Here is a 17268-nt window from a genome sequence, read left to right as displayed (position 1 = left end):
CGTTCGGTACCCGAAGCCGCACTGTAGCCCCAGTAGAAGCGGATCACGGGCGAGTTTCCCTCATCCCCTTTTTTGATGTGCCTGGGTACCGGACGGTCACCGTCTACGGTGCTGTAGGTATTGGCCTTCAGATCGCTCCGTTTCAGCCGTTCGTTTAGCCCCTGGCACAACGCCTGTTCCGCCGCGTCAGACCACTCGCCCGTGGAATTGACGCCATGCACGAAGATGATGACGCCCGGCATGTGCGGCGGTATCCGGCACTCGGCGCGCACCTCGAAGCTCGACGGCGTGTGATAGGACTCCCAGTACGGCCGCCCCAGGTGATCGCGTTGCATCGGCACGACGCGCGTGGCGGTTGAATGCCGGTAGGGCTTCGGCGCATCGGCACTGTCTGCCGCGCTATCGTGCGGATTGGTCTTGTCGTTCATGAATCAGACTTCCTTGTGGTTCGGCAGGGTGAGCTTGAGTCCCTGGGCAACGTCCTTGCGGCTCAGTGAGGTTTCGCCCTGTTCGCCGGTGACGCCCTCAACGATCTGCCCATCGGCAAGCTCGATCCTGTAGGGGCGGTTCGCGACAGGGCGGCCCGTGATGCCGTCGCTCAGGATGAACCGCTCGTCGTTTGCGACATCCATCTGCCCAAACTTCGGCACCGGCAGCGACAGCGCCCCCGGCCCCTGCTTGCTGATGTCCGGCACCTTCAGGATCAGGCTGCCCGCCCCGCCGATCTCCACGTGGTCGCCGTGCACCTTGATATAGGCCGTGCCGCCGCCGCTCAACACCACACCATTGGCCGCATTGACCGTAGCCGTGCCGTCCGCGCTCGTGATCTGCACGTTCTTCTGCGCCACCAGTTCCATCGCGTCGGACTGCGCCTGTATCTGTACCTTCCCGCGCGCCGCGAACATCCTGATGCCGAGCCGGTGCGCGAACAGTGACAGCACCTCGCCCGCCGCAACCGCCACGTTGCGCAGCGCCGTGACGTTGAATCGTGAAGACGTGGCCACGCTCACGTCCTTGCCTGCCGAAACCATCACGCGGTCAGGCGTCGCGAGGCCAATGCCGTGCGGCGCGGACAGCGCAATGACCGCCTTCTTCAGGTCCGCCAGTTCCTCCTTGAGCCACGCGTTTTCCGCCATCAGGTCCGCCACGTCCGCTTTCGCCACCGTGGCCGCGTCGGCGATGCCCTGGGCCTGCGCCTGCGTGAGCGCAAACTGGTTCGTCGCGGCCGTCATGTCGGTCTGAAGGCCCAGCGCCTTCTCCTGCATGTCGGCCGATACCAGCACACCGCCGCCCGCGCGCACGTGTCCTTTCTGGTCCGTGCGCAGTTCGAAGCCCGCTCCTCTTTCCTTCTGGTTACGGTCAACCGTGTAGCCGAGGTTCAGCTGCGTCTTGCCGTGCTCGGTTGCCAGCTTGATACGCTCGCGGTTCTCGCGGTCGTCCATCTCCAGCGTGTTGTTCGAGCGCGTACGGATCGTGTTGCGCGTGCCCCAGGGCACGCCCGCGACAATCGGGTCCGTGTGCTGTGCCGTATGGAGCACCTGGCTGATATAGGGCAGATCGGGATTGCCCCACAGAAAGCCGATGGTGACGATGGTTCCCTCGATCAGACCGAAGTGAAAGCCGGTCTGGTCTGGCCCGGCGAAGGGCTTCGCCAGCCGCATCGGGCAGCTTTGCAGGCCAGGAACACGCCTGTCGCGGTCTGAATGGATATGGACGATGTAGTCGCCCTGTCCGCCCAGATACGGGTCGCGCCAGCCGCCCGACGAGGCAACCGTGCCTGTGATGACCCCGTGAATCCTGGGCCACGTCTCTTCCTTCAGCGGCAGCCGGTACTGGCGGTCGGACGGAATCGCGTCGAACTTCACGTGATACGGTTCGCTGCGCGCGGCCCGGCACGTCGTGCGCACCACGAGCAGCCCGTGTTTCGCGTCGGGGAGTGTGTGGTTCGAGAGCTTGAGCACACTGCCGGGCGTCAGGTCCAGCATGTCGCACTGGCCGTGGTACCCGATCTGTTCAGCCAGCGACGCCTCGCGCCGTAGCTGCGCCTCTTCCTTCGCTTCCTGTTCGCTCAGGTCCGGTGTGCCCCACGTATAGGCCTCGCCGTAGGTGGTGGGGTCATTGTGGATGGGGCTGGCCGCCTCCACCGGCTCCGAAACCGGCGTTTCGGTGCTGAACGTGCGTACCGTGTGTTTTGCGGGCACGCTCTTCGCGCGCATTTCGAGTGTGCTGACCGACTCGACGCCGCCGGTTTCCAGTCCGCTCAGGGGCCGGTAGGCAGCGGTCAGGCGGGCGGGGTCCCTGCGGTAGAACGCGTAGTCATCGCCAAAGCGCACCATCTCGCAGCGCTCGCCGGTGTCGCACACGAACCAGATGCCAGAGCGGCGGCACAGCCTAGTGATGAATGCCAGATCGTCTTCGCCCCACTGCATCACGAAGCTGCGCTTGCGGTACGTGCGGTGCAGCCGGAACTCGAAACCGGCGAGCAGCCTGTCGAAGTGATGTTCGCGAAGAACCTGTTCGATGATCTCCGGAACCGACATGTCCAGAAAGAACCGGCATTTCGGAGCGTTGCGCAGCAGCGCGAGACGCGATTCGAGCACGATCTCGTAGAGCGACTGGTCGCGGTTGCTGGCCTTCAGCGCGAAGGCCGTGACGACGCCCTGCACGCGCCGCGCCTCTTCGGGCTGGCTCCAGCGGTCCACGGGTGGCGGCTGGATCACGAACGCGCCCACACGGTGCAGGAAATCGCTACGCGACAGGTCGTGCCGGGGATGGGTGAACTGGATCGTGTACTTCGTCGGCTCGCCGATGCCGCGCTCGCCGTCGAACGTGTAGACGTCCGCGAGCGCGGCGGCTGGTGTGCCCTTCAGGTCCAGGCTGTAGAACGGGTGGATGTTGATGCCCGCACGTGCGGCGGCATCGGAATACGCTGTTGCAGGAGTCAACGGTGCTCTCCCTGTCCGGCAGGAAATGAATGACAGATCAGCTGCCAGTCATACCGGAACAGGGCGCCACGCGTCTATGGGGCTTGACTATTGTTTGCAATGTAATGTGGGACGCGTAAACAATCTGCGAGGCATCGACATGCAACGAGGCGTGTGGGGAAGGATATGTATTGATGCGCGTCCCACGCCGCTTTTACCGGCACAGCCTGTGCCTGCACGGGAACGCGACCAAACGGGAACGGCGGGCTGCCGCAGGCAAATTGCGGCTAGTCAATCGTCTTCTCGCTACGAGCGCACGTAAAAATCCCATCGTCTTCGATGATCGCCTGCGCGCATACCGGCGACCCGGTTTCGATCACGCGTTCCCCCAAGCACCGGCTCCTCCCTCGATTCACGCATAAACCAACGCCAGCAACTCCCGCCGCGAGGCCACGCCGAGCTTCGCGAACGCGCGCCGCGCGTAGGTCTCCACGGTCGACTGCTTGACGCCCAGCGCGCGGGCTACCGAATCCGTAGTCATGCCCTGCAGGAACGCGCGGCACACCGTCGCCTCGCGCGACGAGAGATTCACGCGCTGCTGCGCGAAATACGCGGCAAGCGCATCCGAGCCCGTGGAGCGGGCCGGCGCGCCGCCTTGCGCCGCGTCGGGCACACGGCCATGCAGCGCCGCCAGCGGCAACAGCAGATGACCCAATTGCCGCAGCACACTCAGCTCGCGAATCGAAAACGCGGGCAGCCGCCGCGAGCGGCACACCGAGATCAGATAGCTTTCGCCCTGCGCGGTGCGTGCGAGCATGCACTCATCGTGAATGTCGCCGGCGTCGTAGACCTTGTGGCGTAGCTCGCCGTCTTCTATGCCGTACACCGAGATCTGCGTGAGCGTGATGTCTTCGCCGCGCTCCTGCCGCATGACGGCCTTGTCGCGCTGCACGAAGCGCTCGAAGTAGACCTGCATGATGCGGCGGATGTCGTCGGGACGCGTGCCGTGGCTGCCGATCCAGTCCACCTCGAAGGCGGGCGAATCGGCGCTGCTGCGCTCCAGATGCAGCGCGTCGCAGTCCACGAAACGCACCACGCACTCGTACAGGCTCGCGACGAACTCCGGCGTGCCCACCGCGCTCAGCACGGGCGCAAGCGCGTCCACCATGTTCACGAGCTGCGGCAGTTCGGGCAAGCGCGGCAGCGCAATGGTGGCGCTCGTGGGCGAGCCGGTCTCCTGCGCGTCGGCACAATTCATAGGAATGCCTCTTGATCCAGCGTTGTTTCGCGCATGCATACCACGACAAAAACGGGTCGCCTATGAGGACGCCGCCTGAGAAGGCAGGACGACCCATGACGTCTGTCCCCCCGTGACGGGGACAGACGTGCCTTTTTCGCGTTCGTACACTGCATTCAACGGTCAAGCACACCGTCAACCACGCAGCCGGTCAACGCGGGATGGAGAAAAAAGTGAAAGCGAAAAATCTGTTCGGAGTGCGCTTCAAAACGGTCACACTGGCGCTCACCGCCACGCTCGGCGCGGCCGCGCATGCCGAGCCCGAAGTCGTCAACGTCTACAACTGGGGTAACTCCATCGGCAAGGCAACCGTTGCCAACTTCGAGAAGGCGACCGGCATCCATGTCGTCTACCAGGAGTTCGACAGCAACGAAACGTTGCAGGCGAAGCTGCTCTCGGGCAACTCGGGCTACGACGTGGTGGTGCCCTCCGACGCGTTCTGGACGAAACAACTGCAGGCCGGCGTCTACCGCCCTATCGACCGGACGAAGCTGCCGAACTACACGCTGCTCGACCCCAGGCTCATGACCATGCTCAGCGCCGACGACCCCGGCAACCACTACGGCATTCCGTGGACGTGGGGCACCGACGGCCTCGGCATCAACGTGGAGCGCGTGAAAGCAGCGCTCGGCAAAGACGCGCCGCTCGACAGCCTCGCGCTGCTGTTCGATCCGGCCAATGCGGCGAAGCTCAAGCATTGCGGCATCTCGCTGCTCGATTCGCCGCGCGACATGTTCGGCGCCGCGCTCATGTACATGCACCGCGACCCGAACAGCACCAATCCGCGCGACTATCAGGATGCGCTCGGCGTGCTCAAGGCGATTCGCCCTTATGTCTCGCAGTTCAGCACCGGCAGCTATATCTCGGACCTCTCGGGCGGCGACGTCTGCATCGCGTTCGGCTGGTCAGGCGACGTCAACGTCGCGCGGCGCGCGGCACTGGACTCGCATCGCTCGTATCACATTCAGTACGTGCTGCCGAAGGAAGGCAGCCCCATCTGGTTCGACGTGATGGCCATTCCGAAAGACGCGCCGCATCCCGAGGCCGCGCTCAAGTGGATCAACTTCGTGATCTCCGAGCAGGAGAGCGCGAACCTGACCAACGACACGTCGTACCCCACGGCCGTGCCGTCCGCGAACCGCCTCGTGCCGCACGAGGTGCTGGCCGACCCTGCCGTGTTCCCCACCGCCGAGCGGTTCGCGCAGCTGCAACCCGTCAAGCCGCTGCCCACGGACCTCAACCGCCTCATCACGCGGCTCTGGCAGCAGTACAAGGCCGACTAGCGCCGGCGCATGGCGCGAGGCGCTGACAACACGACACACAGCGCCTCACCCGCCTCCGATTCCTCCTCGCCTTCCCTTTGCCGCCTGCGCCAGCACGCGGCCAGGGCCGGCTCGTCTCTACGGCTCATTTTCCACAGCTCATTTACGCTCATTTCTACGGGACCTTTACCGTGAAACTCAAGGCAATGGCACTCATCGCCGCCCTCGCATTCGAGGCCACGGCACACGCGGCCGGCACGGGCGACACCACCGGCAAGGCAGACAAGCTCGACGCAGCGCTTGGCGCATTGCGCACACAGATCGCCGAACTCCAGGCCGAGGTGAAAACGCTGAAGGCCGAGCAGCGGGCCAAACAATCGAAGGCGAATACGCGCAGCGAGGCAGCCGCCGCCGCGCCCACGGCTTCGGTAACCACGACGCAGGCGACCAGCCAGCCGTCCGCCGACACCACCGCCCAGCCCACGCCCACGCTCGCGAACGACGACGTGCGCCAGATGCGCGAGCAGATCAACAACCTCTCGCTGAAAACCGACGCACTCGAAGACGCCGCCACGCACGGTCCCATTGCGGGCCTGAGCGTGACGGGCTACATCGACCCGGTCTACCTCTACAACCGTGCGCGCGGCGCGGGCAGCTTCCAGTTCCTGAACCACAACGCGGGCGTCTACGACTACTACGAAAGCACGATCGGCGACGTGTATCTCGACATCAAGAAGACCTTCGGCGTGGGACCGCTCGCGCCTGCCGCGGAACTCGTGATCGAGCCGAATCGCGGTGCCGGCAATGGCCTCACCAACGAGCGCGGCGGCGTGGGCAACAACATCGTGACGCAGGCCGACGCCACCGTGCCGCTCAATTCGCTCACCACGCTCGTGGCGGGCCTCGTGCCGAGCCCCATCGGTTACGAGTTCCAGCCTTCGAACCAGATGGTCACGCTCACGCACAACCTGCTGTTCGACTTCAGCGAGCCCGGCAGCATCCTGGGCGTGGGCGTAAAGGGCAACAACGCCACCATGACGCGCTTCTGGCAGGTGTTCGTTGCCAACGAGCAGTTGCACACGGCGGGCACCGTGGCCTCCGGCCCGAACAACACGTCGCACAGCAACTGGCTGCCCTCGCTCGTGGTGCGCTACGACAGCGTGCCTTCCACGGCGCTCGACATCGGCGTGGCCGGCATGGTCGGCCGCAGCACGCTGCTCTCGCCGTGCACGAGCGGGTACGGCTACCAGTGCAACTCGTCGTCGCCGTTCGGGATGATGCGTTACATCGAAACCGACCTCACCTACACACGCGACAAGCTGCAACTCAACGCACAGCTCGATTACGGCGAGCAGCAAAAGGGCGCATGGAACGGCGGCACCGCGCGCTGGTACGGCTTGTCGCTGCAGGGTCATCGCAAGTGGACAAGCGCGTGGCTGGGCCACATGGGCGCGACGCTTCGCTTCGACTACCTCGACAACTCCGCCAACGGCGGCGGCGCGCCGAACATTGCTTACGGGCTCTCCGGGTCCGTGCCGTCCGTGAACCCGACGAGCGGCTTCGGCCTCGACCCGGCGTGCTGGCGCGCCTCCACGACAAACGGCACGGAATGCAAGGGCGCGCGCCGCTACGACCTCACCGCGGACCTGCTGTTCTACCCCACCGACCAGATCACCGTGAAGCTCGAATATCGCCACGACCAGGCCAATCACCCCGTGTTCCTGATGAACGACGGCAGCTATTCGCGCAGCAACGACCTGCTCGCCGCGCAGTTCCTCTATTCGTTCTGATTTGCGCTGATTCGTTCTAACCGCTATCGCTTATGACCTTCGTTTCCGAACTCGACGCCACAGGCTCCCGCTACCGCGATCACACCTTCTACAACGCCGCCGTCTACACGGGCGGCGCTCATCCTCGCTACGTGGACTGCATGGTGACGCGCGCGGGCCGCGTGGCCTGGGTGGGCGAGCACGCGCAGCTACCCGACGCGTTTCGCGGCGGCGCGGCCACCGACCTGCGCGGCCGTATGGTGGTGCCTTCGTTCACAGATTCGCACGCGCATCCGGTAGACGGTTTCCAGCTGACCTGCGACGCCGACCTGGGCGGCATCCAGACCTTCGAGGGCATCCGAGCCGCCGTACAGCATTGCGCGCAGACGCATCCGCAGCGCACGTGGGTGGTGGCGGGCAACGTCGTGCTGGAAGCACTCGGCGAGCGATTGAACCGTGAAGCGCTGGACACGATGGTGCCCGACCGTCCGCTGCTGCTGATCGGCTACGACGTGCATTCCGGCTGCCTCAACACGGCGGCGCTGCGCCTGCTCGGTATCGATGCCTCCACGCCCGACCCCGAAGGCGGCATCTACGGCCGCGCCGCCAACGGCGAGCCGAATGGTCTCGTGCATGAAGCCGCGCTGTACCGGCTCTTCTCTTACCTGCCGCAAATGAGCCCGACGGAATCTGCCACGGCGTTGCGCAAGGCATTGCAGCAGGCGCACCGCTTCGGCGTGACGGGATGGTTCGACGCGATGGTGGGGCAACGTCTCGTCGAGGCTTATAAGCGTGCCGACGACGCAGGCGAACTGCTCGCGCACGTGAGCCTTGGTCTGCTCGTGTCGCCCACGCTGCCACTTGCACCGCAGATCGAGAAGATGAAGCACTGGCGCGCATCGTGCTCGACACGCCGCGTTCGCGCCCACACGGCGAAGATCTTCATCGACGGTGTGCTGGAAAGCCATACCGCGGCGCTGCTCGCGCCCTACGCCGACGCACCGCACGCAGGCGAAGCGCATTGGGCGCCCGCGCAGTTGCGCGAAGCGGTGTTCGCCGCCGACGCAGCGGGCTTCGATCTGCACTTCCACACCGTGGGCGATCGAGCGGTGCGCATGGCGCTCGACGTGCTCGATGCGCTGAACCGCGAGCGCGGCCCAGCCCATCTACGTGACCGCCGTGCGCAGCTCGCGCATGTGCAACTCATCGACGCGAGCGATGTGCCGCGCTTTCGCGAGACCGGTGCAATTGCGTCCATTCAGGCGGTCTGGGCCAACATGGAGCCTGCGTTAAGGCAGCTTTATACGTCGCTGCTGGGCGATGCGCGCATGAACCGGCAGTACGTATTCGCGGAATTGCAGCGTGCGGGCGCGATGCTCTCGGGTGGTTCGGACTGGCCGGTCTCCACGCAGAATCCGCTCGTGGCATTCGAAAGCGCCATGCGGCGCGCGACGCTCGGCGACCCGCGCGCCGCCGCGTTTCTGCCCGCGCAGTGCGTGAACCTCGACACGATGTTGCAGGCCCATACGTACCACTCGGCGTTCAGCCTGCGCCTTGACGATGCACTGGGCACGCTGGCCGCAGGCCGACCGGCATCGTTCGCGGTACTGGAGCAAGACCTGCGCACGGTGGCGCCGCACGAAGTCGCGCAGGTGGATGTCGCGATGACGGTGTTCGAGGGCAAAGCGGTCTACGGCGCAGTGGAGTGAGCGAAACTCGCGAAGACAGGCCTGCGCAGATTCAACGCAGGCCCCAACATAGCGCCGCTTCACGCTCACATGATCGCGCCCAACTGCCAGGGCACGAACTCGTTCTGTCCGTACCCGTGCAGTTCGCTCTTCGTGCGTTGCCCCGACGCCGTGGCGAGCATCAACCGGAAGATCTCTTCGCCGGCCTGATCGACAGTCTGTTCGCCGTCCAGAATGCGGCCGCAGTTCACGTCGATGTCCTCTTCCTGGCGCTGCCACAGCGTGCTGTTGGTGCCCAGCTTCAGCGACGGCGACGGCGCGCATCCATAGGCCGAGCCGCGCCCGGTCGTAAAGCAGATGAGGTTCGCGCCGCCCGCCACCTGGCCCGTGGCGGAGACGGGGTCGTAGCCCGGCGTGTCCATGAACACGAGTCCATGCGCGCGTACGGGTTCGGCGTATTCGTAGGTTTCGACCAGCCGCGTCGTGCCGCCCTTCGCCACCGCGCCCAGCGACTTTTCGAGGATCGTGGTGAGCCCGCCCGCCTTGTTGCCCGCCGACGGATTGTTGTTCATGTTCGCGTTGAGCCGCGCGCAATACGCTTCCCACCAGCGCACGCGCGTAATCAGCTTCTTGCCGACTTCGCGCGAAATGGCGCGGCGCGTGAGCAGATGCTCCGCGCCGTAGATTTCAGGCGTCTCCGAAAGAATGGCCGTGCCGCCGTGCGCGACGAGCCGGTCCACGGCCGCGCCCAACGCGGGGTTCGCCGTGATGCCCGAGTAGCCGTCAGAGCCGCCGCATTGCAGACCCACCATCAGATGCTTCGCCTCCACGGGCTCGCGCGTTACGCGATTCGCGTCCGCGAGCAGCGCCTGCACCTGTTCGATGCCGGCGGCCACCGTGCGCGCCGTGCCGCCCGTCTGCTGGATCGTCAGCGTGCGCAGCCGCGCGCTGCGCTCCAGATGCTCGGACGCGACGAGCCCGTCGATCTGGTTCGTCTCGCAGCCCAGCCCCACGATCAGCACCGCGTAGAAGTTCGGATGCCGCGCATAGCCCGCAAGCGTGCGGCGCAGCACGGCGAGCGGCTCGCCTTCGGCGTCGAGCGCACAGCCCTGGCCGTGCGTGAGCGCCACCACGCCGTCCACGTTCGGATAGTGTTCGAGCGCTTCAGGGTGAATGTCGCGGCGGAAGTGATCGGCAATGGCACGCGCCACCGTGGCCGAGCAGTTCACGGAAGTCAGGATACCGACGTAATTGCGCGTGGCAATGCGGCCGTCGTCGCGGCGAATGCCGAGGAAGGTGGCGGGCTGCGCGGCCATCGCGGTTTCGTGCGCTTCCTCGCCGTAGGCATAGTCGCGCTCGAAGTCGCCCATCGAAAGATTGTGCGTGTGCACGTGTTCGCCGCGGCGAATCGGCTTGCTCGCAAAGCCGATAATCTGGCCGTAGCGGCGCACCGGCGCGCCCGCGTTGATGTCGCGCAGCGCCACCTTGTGGCCCGGCGGAATCAGGCCCGCCACGTTGCCTTCGTCGTCTAGGCGCGTGCCGGGCAAGAGTTGCTCGCGTGCAATCGCCACGTCGTCGCGTGCGTCGAGCAGGATCAGCGCCTTCGCGAGGTTGCGCGGCGCAGCGATTTCAGAGGGCGTCATGACCGGTCTCCATAAGTTGCCGCGCCGCGCACGCCGACATAAAGCGAATACAGCGACGTGCTCGCCGCAATGAACAGCCGGTTGCGATTCGGGCCGCCGAACACGAGGTTCGCCACCGTTTCGGGCACGAGAATCTTGCCGAGCAGCGTGCCGTCCGGTGCGTAGCAGTGAATGCCATCCTCCGCGCTGGTCCAGACGTTGCCGTGCTCGTCCACACGCATGCCATCGGGCACGCCGGGGGCTACGTCGACGAAGATGCGCCCGTTGCGCAGTGTGCCGTTCGCGTCCACGTCGAATACGCGGATGTGATGCGGGCCGCCTTCGATATGCGACGACCCCGAATCTGCCACGTAGAGCCGCGTTTCGTCGGGCGAAAACGCGAGGCCGTTGGGCTTGGCGAAGTCGTCGGCCACGGGCGTTACCGCGCCGTTATCGGGCGACACGCGGTACACGTTGCAGTTGCCGATTTCGCTCTCCGCGCGGTAACCCTCGTAGTCGCTCAGAATGCCGTAGTCGGGGTCGGTGAACCATATCGAGCCGTCCGAGCGCACGATCACGTCGTTCGGCGAATTGAGCCGCTTGCCTTCGTAGCGGTCCGCGATCACGGTGATGCGGCCGTCGTGCTCCGTGCGCGTCACGCGCCGCGTGCCGTGCTCGCAGGTGACGAGACGGCCTTCGCGGTCCAGCGTGTTGCCGTTGCTGAAATTCGAGCACGCGCGGAACACGCCCACGCCTGCGCCGGGCACCCAGCGCAGCATGCGGTTGTTCGGAATGTCGCTCCACGCGAGGAATTCGGCGGCGGGAAACCAGACCGGCCCTTCGGCCCACATGCAGCCGCCTGCGAGCTTTTCGAACTGCGCGTTCGGTTGCAGCAGCGCCCGAAAGCGGGCGTCGTGGACTTCGTATTCGTTGGGTTGCATTGTTGGACCCTCGTTCTGTCGTTCTGTCGCAAATGGCAAAACAGCGTGCATACAAAATGGCTAGCGCGCGGGCCGGCCGCCCGCCAGCGCCACCACCGCGATGATCAGAAGCCCGTAGACCACCGAGCGCACGCCGGCACCTGCGCCCAGCGCATTGAGCATGGCGTTGGTGAGAAAAAGGAACATGGAAGCGCCCCACACGCCCGCCACGGATGCGCGGCCGCCCGTCACCAGCGTGCCGCCGATCACCACCACCGCGACGGAAATCAGCATGTACTCCACGCCCATGTCGAGCGCCGCGCCGCCCGACACGGCAGCCAGCAGCAGGCCCGTGAGCGCGGCGAAGGTAGCGCACAGCATGTACGTGAGGCAGCGCACGCGCTCCACCTTCACGCCGGCAAGCCAGGCCGCACGCGCGTTCTGCCCAAGCGCCGAGAGACCGCGGCCGAACACCGTGCGATAGAGCAGCAGCGCCAGCACGATCGAAATGACGAGCACGAGCCACGCGACGTTCGGCAAACCGATGAAGCGATCGTGCGAGAAAGCCTGCAGCGCGGGCGGCGGAGGCGGCATGTCACGGCTTTGCGTAATCGCGACGGACTGCACGATGAAGCTCGACGAGAGCGTGGCGATGATGGGCGGAATACGCAGCAGGCGGATCAGCAGATAGTTCGCCAGGCCGATCAGCACGCCCACGGCGAGCGCCACACCAATGCCCGCCGCGATCATGCTGTCCTGGCTCTTCATGACCTGCACGCCCACCACACCGCTCAACGCGATGGCCGACGGGATCGAAAGATCGACGTTGCCGGGGCCCGCCGTGATGACGAGCATCTGGCCGAGGCCCACGAACACCATGAAGATGGCGAACACGAGCGCCGTTGCGACTACGTTGCCCGCAATCCCGAAGCCGAACACGCCCGCGGTAACCAGCCACACGAGCACCGCGCCCACCACGGACCAGAGCCACGGCGCCTGCGATGGCTTGAAGCGAGAAGCCAGTTGCGAGAGAGGCGTGCCTGCGTTGGATTCATCGCGCTCGTGCCGATGAACAGCCGGCACGGGCTCCACCTCACGGCGGGTTTCCTGGGCGCCGCTCATTGTTCGCCTCCCCGTTGTTGCAGCAGCACGCGCAGCGAGAGCACGACGATCAGAATCGCGCCCTGCACGGCGATCTGCCAATCCGACGACACATTGAGAAAGGCGAGGAACGACGCCGCCAGCGTAAGCGTCACCGCGCCCAGCACGGCGCCGATCACGGAAACGCGGCCGCCCACGAATTCGCCGCCGCCCAGAATCACCGCGGCAATGGACATCAACGTGTAGCGCAACGCGAGGTTGGCATCCGCGGACGTGGTGAGCCCGAGCAGACACAGTCCCGAAAGCACGCCGAAGAGCGCCGCCACCGCATAGAGCGTGGCCTTGCTGCGCACAAGCGACCAGCCGAAGCGGCTCATCGCGCGCGGATTGCCGCCCGCGCCGCGCAAACGCACACCCACCGACGAGCGCATCAAGAGCAGATGCCCCACCACGGCAATCACCGTGGACCACAGAATGGGCGCGGCAACGAGTGGCGTCTGATAGCCCATCACCGTGCTGATCCACGCCGGGCTCGTGCCGCCCGGCGAAGGCAGCAGCAGCACCGCCAGGCCGTTCCAGACGAACGAAAGACCGAGCGTGACGACGATGGACGGAATCTGGCGCATCTCCACGAGTGCGCCCACAGCGGCATAGAGCACCACGCAGCCCGCGAGCGCCGCCACGCCGATAAGCGGCTGGTTCACGAGCAACGTAGCGCCGATGCAGGCCACGAGGCTCACGAACGGGCCAATCGAAAGATCGAGGTCGTTCGCCGTGATGATGGCGAGTTGCGCGAGCGTGGCCAGCACGAGCGGCACGGCCAGATTCAGCAACAGCCCCAGGCCGAAGTAGCTGAACGTAGCCGGCTGCAGAAAGAAGATGGGCACGAGCACCGCCACCAGCGAGAACGCGGGCAGCAACGCGCGCAGACGCGCCCGGTCGAGCGTGAGCGTCATGCGTGGGCCTCCTCGAAGCTGGCCGCCAGCAGCGACTGCTCGTTGCATTCGTGCGCGAGCAGCATGCGCGTGATGCCGCCCGCGCGAAACACGTAGGTGCGGTCGCAGTAGGCGAATTCGTCGTTCTCGGTGGTGTACCAGATGAACGTGCGGCCGCGCGCGGCCTCGTTGCGCACGAGCTGATAGATGTCGCGCTTGGTGCCGATGTCGACGCCGCGCGTGGGGTCGTCCATGAGAATCAGTTGGGCATCCGAAGCGAGTGCGCGTGCGAACAGCACCTTCTGCTGGTTGCCGCCCGAAAGCGAAAGGATGTTGGCTTTCATCGGCGCACCACGAATGCCGATGCGTTCGCGCCATGCGTCGGCCACGTCCTGCGCGGCGCGTCCGTCGATCAAACTGGGCAAGCCCGGTCGCCGCGCAGTGCCATTCTTCATGCGGTCGAGCAGCCAGCGAATGTCGAGGTTCTGCGCGATGGACCATAGCGGAAACACGCCGTCGCGTGCGCGGTCGCCGGCTACGAACGCCACGCGCTCATGGCTTTTCGTGGCCGCTTCGTAGATGGAGAGCAGCGCCTCGCTCTGCCCCTGGCCCGCCAGACCCGCGAGGCCGATCACCTCGCCGCGCGGCGCTTCGATGTTCCATTGCCGATGCGCGCCGAGCGCCCAGCGCCAGGCGGCCACGCCCTGCGAGGCGGCGCTGCGTGCGCCTTGCGCGGCGGCGGCATCGGGCTCGACGTCCACGTGCTGGCCCATCGCGCGAATGATCGCGTCGTGCGTGATCGACTCGCGCGGCAGCACGGCGGCCACGCGCCCATCGCGCATCACGAGCACGCGGTGCGCGGCTTCGGCGATCTCGCCCAGCATGTGGCTAATGAGAATGGTGGCGATGCCGCGCTCGCCCGCACGGCGGATGTACGCGAGCAATTGCTGGGCCGTGTGCGCGTCCAGACTCGAGGTAGGCTCGTCGAGAATCACGAGCTTGACGGGGTCGCCCGTCACCGTGAAGGCGCGCGCAATTTCGACCATCTGGCGCTGCGTGAGCGTGAGGTCACCGATCAGTTCATGGCCCTTCAGCCCGTGGCCCGGGAAGATCGCGTCGAGCTGTTCGCGCATGAGGCGCGTGGCGCGCTTGCGCCAGTCGCCGCCGCGCAGCCCGGGATGCACGATGGTCATGTTTTCGGCCACGCTCAGGTTCGCGCAGAGCGATAACTCCTGAAACACGCAGCGCACACCCGCGGCACGCGCGGCGTTCGGATCGTAGTGGCTCACCTCGCGACCATCAATGGCAAGGGTGCCCTCTTCGGGCAGGAACACGCCCGTCAGCACCGCCATCAGCGTGGACTTGCCCGCGCCGTTGTGGCCGGCAATGCCTACGCACTCGCCCGCGCGAAAATCGAAGCTCACGTTGGAGAGCGCCTTCACGCGCCCGAACGTCTTGCCGATGCCGGCAAGGCGGATCAGCACCTCGGCGTGCTGCGGCGTGGCGTTCGATACAGCTGGATCGTTCAATGCCCGACTCCCTGGTGTCGTGTCTTTCGCGGTGCCGCCTGCAACGTTTTGCGACGTGTTTTACGATGCCGCGGCGCGCATGACGAACACTGCGCGCCGCGCTTCGCGCCTGACGGCAACCTACTTCGCGTCCACCACCTTGAGCACTTCGTCGCGCGTATAGAGCTTGTTCGCGAGCCCGCCTTGCGGGGTCTTCGCGAGCACGCTGTCGAGCTGGTCGGCCTGCACTTCGAGCAGCGGCATCTGGATGTCGTGCGGCAGCTTCTTGCCCGCGAGCAGCTGTTGCGCCACCCAGAACGCGAAGGTCGAACAGCCCGGCGGAATGGTGACGGAAAGCGTGTCGTAGTTGCCCGTCTTGCGCTGCGCCGCCCACCAGGCGAGTTCTTCCTGGCGGTTGCCGAGAATGATGATGGGCGTGGGTCGGCCGGCTTCCTTGATCGCGTTGGCCGCGCCGTAGCCGTCGCCGCCTTGCGCCACGACGCCGTCGATCTTCGGCAGCGTGGGCAGAATGCCGGCCACCTGCTTCTGCGCCACCGTCTGCGTCCAGTCGCCATGCACCGAGCCGACAACCTTGAGGCTCGGATACTTCTTGAGTTCGTCCACGATGCCGCGATGAATTTCGTCGTCCACCGAAACGCCCGCCAGCCCGCGAATTTCGAGCAGGTTGCCCTTGCCGTTCAGGCGCTTCGCCATGTAATCCACCTGCATGGAGCCGAGCTTGTGGAAGTCCACGGCAATGCGATAGGCGCAGGGTTCGGTGGCAATGCCGTCGAACGTGACCACCGTTACGCCGGCTCCGCAGGCTTGCTTGATGACACCGTTGAGCGCGGTGGGCGACGCGGCGTCGATCACGATGGCCTTGTAGCCCTGGAGGATCAGGTTCTGGATCTGCTGCGCCTGCTCGGTGGCCTGGTTCTCCGCGGTGGTGAAGGTGGGCGCTGCCGCCACGACGCCGGACTTCACGGCCGGGTCTGCCACCCCGGCCCAGCTTTTCAACATGGTCTGCCGCCAGCTGTTGCCCGCGTAGTTGTTGGAAAGCGCGATTTTCATGGATGAGGTGTTGCCGGTGGCGGCCTGCCCATACGCCATGCCGACAGCGCCGGCCATGCAGAGTCCGAGAACTGCTGAAGCGAGTAACGAACGCACTTGCTGTCTCCTTTCTGTTATGTGCGGACACGCGCATTGCCGCGTGTGTTGCCAGCCGCGATGCCTGTTGAAGCTTGGCCAGGCCGGCAGCGGATGGCGACGCGGCGGGAAGGCGTGACCGGTGGCGGCGACTGTGCCGATGGCACTAACGGTCGCAGCAGGCAACTAATATACTAGTTGAACGGCTCGCTGTGAGCATTTCCACGAGCATTTTTTTGTCTTCCGCCGCCGGCCGCATTACCCTGACCCCATGAAATCAGAACGTAACGATCCACAGCAGTTCATCGCGCGCGTGCTGCCCGGCAAGCCGGCCCTCGACCGCGCGCAGCCGCTTTCCACGCAAATCTACAAGCTGTTGCGCGAAGCCATTGTGACGATGGCGATCCTGCCGGGGGACGTGGTCTTCGAACGCGCGCTCAGCGAGACGCTCGGTATTTCCCGCACGCCCGTGCGCGAAGCGCTTCAGCAGCTCGCACGGGAAGAACTGGTGACGATTGCCGCGCAGTCCGGCACGTTCGTCGCACCCGTGCGCCGCGAACAGTTCGCTGAAAGCGCACTGCTGCGGCGCGTGCTGGAAAGCGCCAGCATTCGCCGTGCTGCCGAGTGCATCAGCGACCGTGAACTGCATCTGCTGCACGACATTCAGGAAATGCACCGGCGCGCCGTGGAACGCGGCGATTCGGTGGAATCGATCCGCCAGGACAACCGCTTTCACACGACGGTGGGCAGTGCAGCGCAGTTGCCGAAAGCGCTCCAGCTGATCGAACTGGTGCGCGCGCCGATTGACCGCGTGCGCTACGTCACGGCCCGCGAGCCCGAAGAAGGCGCGCTCACGCTCGCGCAACACCAGCAGGTGATCGACGCACTCGTGCGGCACGATCCCGATGCCGCCGAGCGTGCCCTGCTCGCTCATCTCGACGATGCGCTACAGCGCCAGCAGCGTGTGTTCGATGCACACGTGGATTTGTTCGAGAGCGAGGAATGAAAAAGGGCGGCCTGTGCCGCCCTTGAGCCCTGGAAGCACCGCGCGTGCTCCGTGATCCGTTAGTGATCCGTCAGCGATACGTTGGCCGTT

General features: G+C 65.6%; 13 protein-coding genes. 4 read left to right on the top strand and 9 right to left on the bottom strand.

Going from position 1 to position 17268, the window contains the following annotated elements; all coding sequences use genetic code 11:
* The 3 genes from PXJ20_RS23785 to PXJ20_RS23775 form a co-directional block, all read right to left on the bottom strand.
* Positions 1 to 428: T6SS effector phospholipase Tle3 domain-containing protein (locus PXJ20_RS23785; protein WP_421057441.1), on the bottom strand; the 428-nt coding region annotated here is incomplete at its 3' end.
* Between the two features lie 3 nt (positions 429 to 431).
* Positions 432 to 2945: a type VI secretion system Vgr family protein gene (locus PXJ20_RS23780; RefSeq protein ID WP_421031743.1), complete on the bottom strand. Its 2514-nt coding sequence runs from the start codon at positions 2943 to 2945 to the stop codon at positions 432 to 434.
* Between the two features lie 391 nt (positions 2946 to 3336).
* Positions 3337 to 4182, bottom strand: a complete 846-nt coding sequence (locus PXJ20_RS23775) for a helix-turn-helix transcriptional regulator (protein ID WP_421031742.1) — start codon at positions 4180 to 4182, stop codon at positions 3337 to 3339.
* A gap of 200 nt (positions 4183 to 4382) precedes the next feature.
* On the opposite strand from PXJ20_RS23775, the gene PXJ20_RS23770 reads away from it, so the two are divergent.
* The 3 genes from PXJ20_RS23770 (at position 4383) to PXJ20_RS23760 (ending at position 8961) form a co-directional block, all read left to right on the top strand.
* On the top strand, positions 4383 to 5504 hold the full coding sequence (locus PXJ20_RS23770; protein ID WP_421031741.1) for an extracellular solute-binding protein: 1122 nt from the start codon (positions 4383 to 4385) through the stop codon (positions 5502 to 5504).
* Between the two features lie 170 nt (positions 5505 to 5674).
* Entirely contained in the window at positions 5675 to 7273 is a 1599-nt protein-coding gene (locus PXJ20_RS23765; protein ID WP_421031740.1) for a DUF3138 family protein, read from the top strand.
* A gap of 32 nt (positions 7274 to 7305) precedes the next feature.
* On the top strand, positions 7306 to 8961 hold the full coding sequence (locus PXJ20_RS23760) for an amidohydrolase (protein WP_421031739.1): 1656 nt from the start codon (positions 7306 to 7308) through the stop codon (positions 8959 to 8961).
* 65 nt (positions 8962 to 9026) lie between these two features.
* Here PXJ20_RS23760 and PXJ20_RS23755 read toward each other — a convergent pair whose 3' ends face one another.
* From PXJ20_RS23755 to PXJ20_RS23730, 6 genes are all read right to left on the bottom strand, one after another.
* Complete coding sequence (locus PXJ20_RS23755) at positions 9027 to 10583, bottom strand: UxaA family hydrolase (RefSeq protein ID WP_126875331.1); 1557 nt, start codon at positions 10581 to 10583, stop codon at positions 9027 to 9029.
* Positions 10580 to 11503, bottom strand: coding sequence for an SMP-30/gluconolactonase/LRE family protein (locus PXJ20_RS23750; protein ID WP_413215567.1), 924 nt, complete (start codon positions 11501 to 11503; stop codon positions 10580 to 10582). Before PXJ20_RS23750 ends, PXJ20_RS23755 begins: the two co-directional genes overlap by 4 nt.
* Positions 11504 to 11563: 60 nt before the next feature.
* A complete protein-coding gene (locus tag PXJ20_RS23745; RefSeq protein WP_421031738.1) occupies positions 11564 to 12604 on the bottom strand; it encodes an ABC transporter permease in 1041 nt (346 codons plus the stop codon).
* Complete coding sequence (locus PXJ20_RS23740; protein WP_017774807.1) at positions 12601 to 13539, bottom strand: ABC transporter permease; 939 nt, start codon at positions 13537 to 13539, stop codon at positions 12601 to 12603. Before PXJ20_RS23740 ends, PXJ20_RS23745 begins: the two co-directional genes overlap by 4 nt.
* Positions 13536 to 15047: a sugar ABC transporter ATP-binding protein gene (locus PXJ20_RS23735; RefSeq protein ID WP_421031737.1), complete on the bottom strand. Its 1512-nt coding sequence runs from the start codon at positions 15045 to 15047 to the stop codon at positions 13536 to 13538. Before PXJ20_RS23735 ends, PXJ20_RS23740 begins: the two co-directional genes overlap by 4 nt.
* 120 nt (positions 15048 to 15167) lie before the next feature.
* Complete coding sequence (locus tag PXJ20_RS23730; RefSeq protein WP_421032630.1) at positions 15168 to 16136, bottom strand: ABC transporter substrate-binding protein; 969 nt, start codon at positions 16134 to 16136, stop codon at positions 15168 to 15170.
* Positions 16137 to 16443: 307 nt separating this feature from the next.
* Here PXJ20_RS23730 and PXJ20_RS23725 point away from each other — a divergent pair, with 307 nt between their 5' ends.
* Entirely contained in the window at positions 16444 to 17178 is a 735-nt protein-coding gene (locus PXJ20_RS23725) for a GntR family transcriptional regulator (RefSeq protein WP_199540478.1), read from the top strand.
* Positions 17179 to 17268: the final 90 nt, after the last annotated feature.

This window comes from Paraburkholderia sp. A1RI_3L (genome assembly GCF_048957895.1).
Taxonomy (GTDB): Bacteria; Pseudomonadota; Gammaproteobacteria; order Burkholderiales; family Burkholderiaceae; genus Paraburkholderia; species Paraburkholderia kururiensis.
The sequence above is the reverse complement of the archived record's forward strand: the minus strand, read 5'-3'. Positions and strand labels throughout refer to the sequence as shown.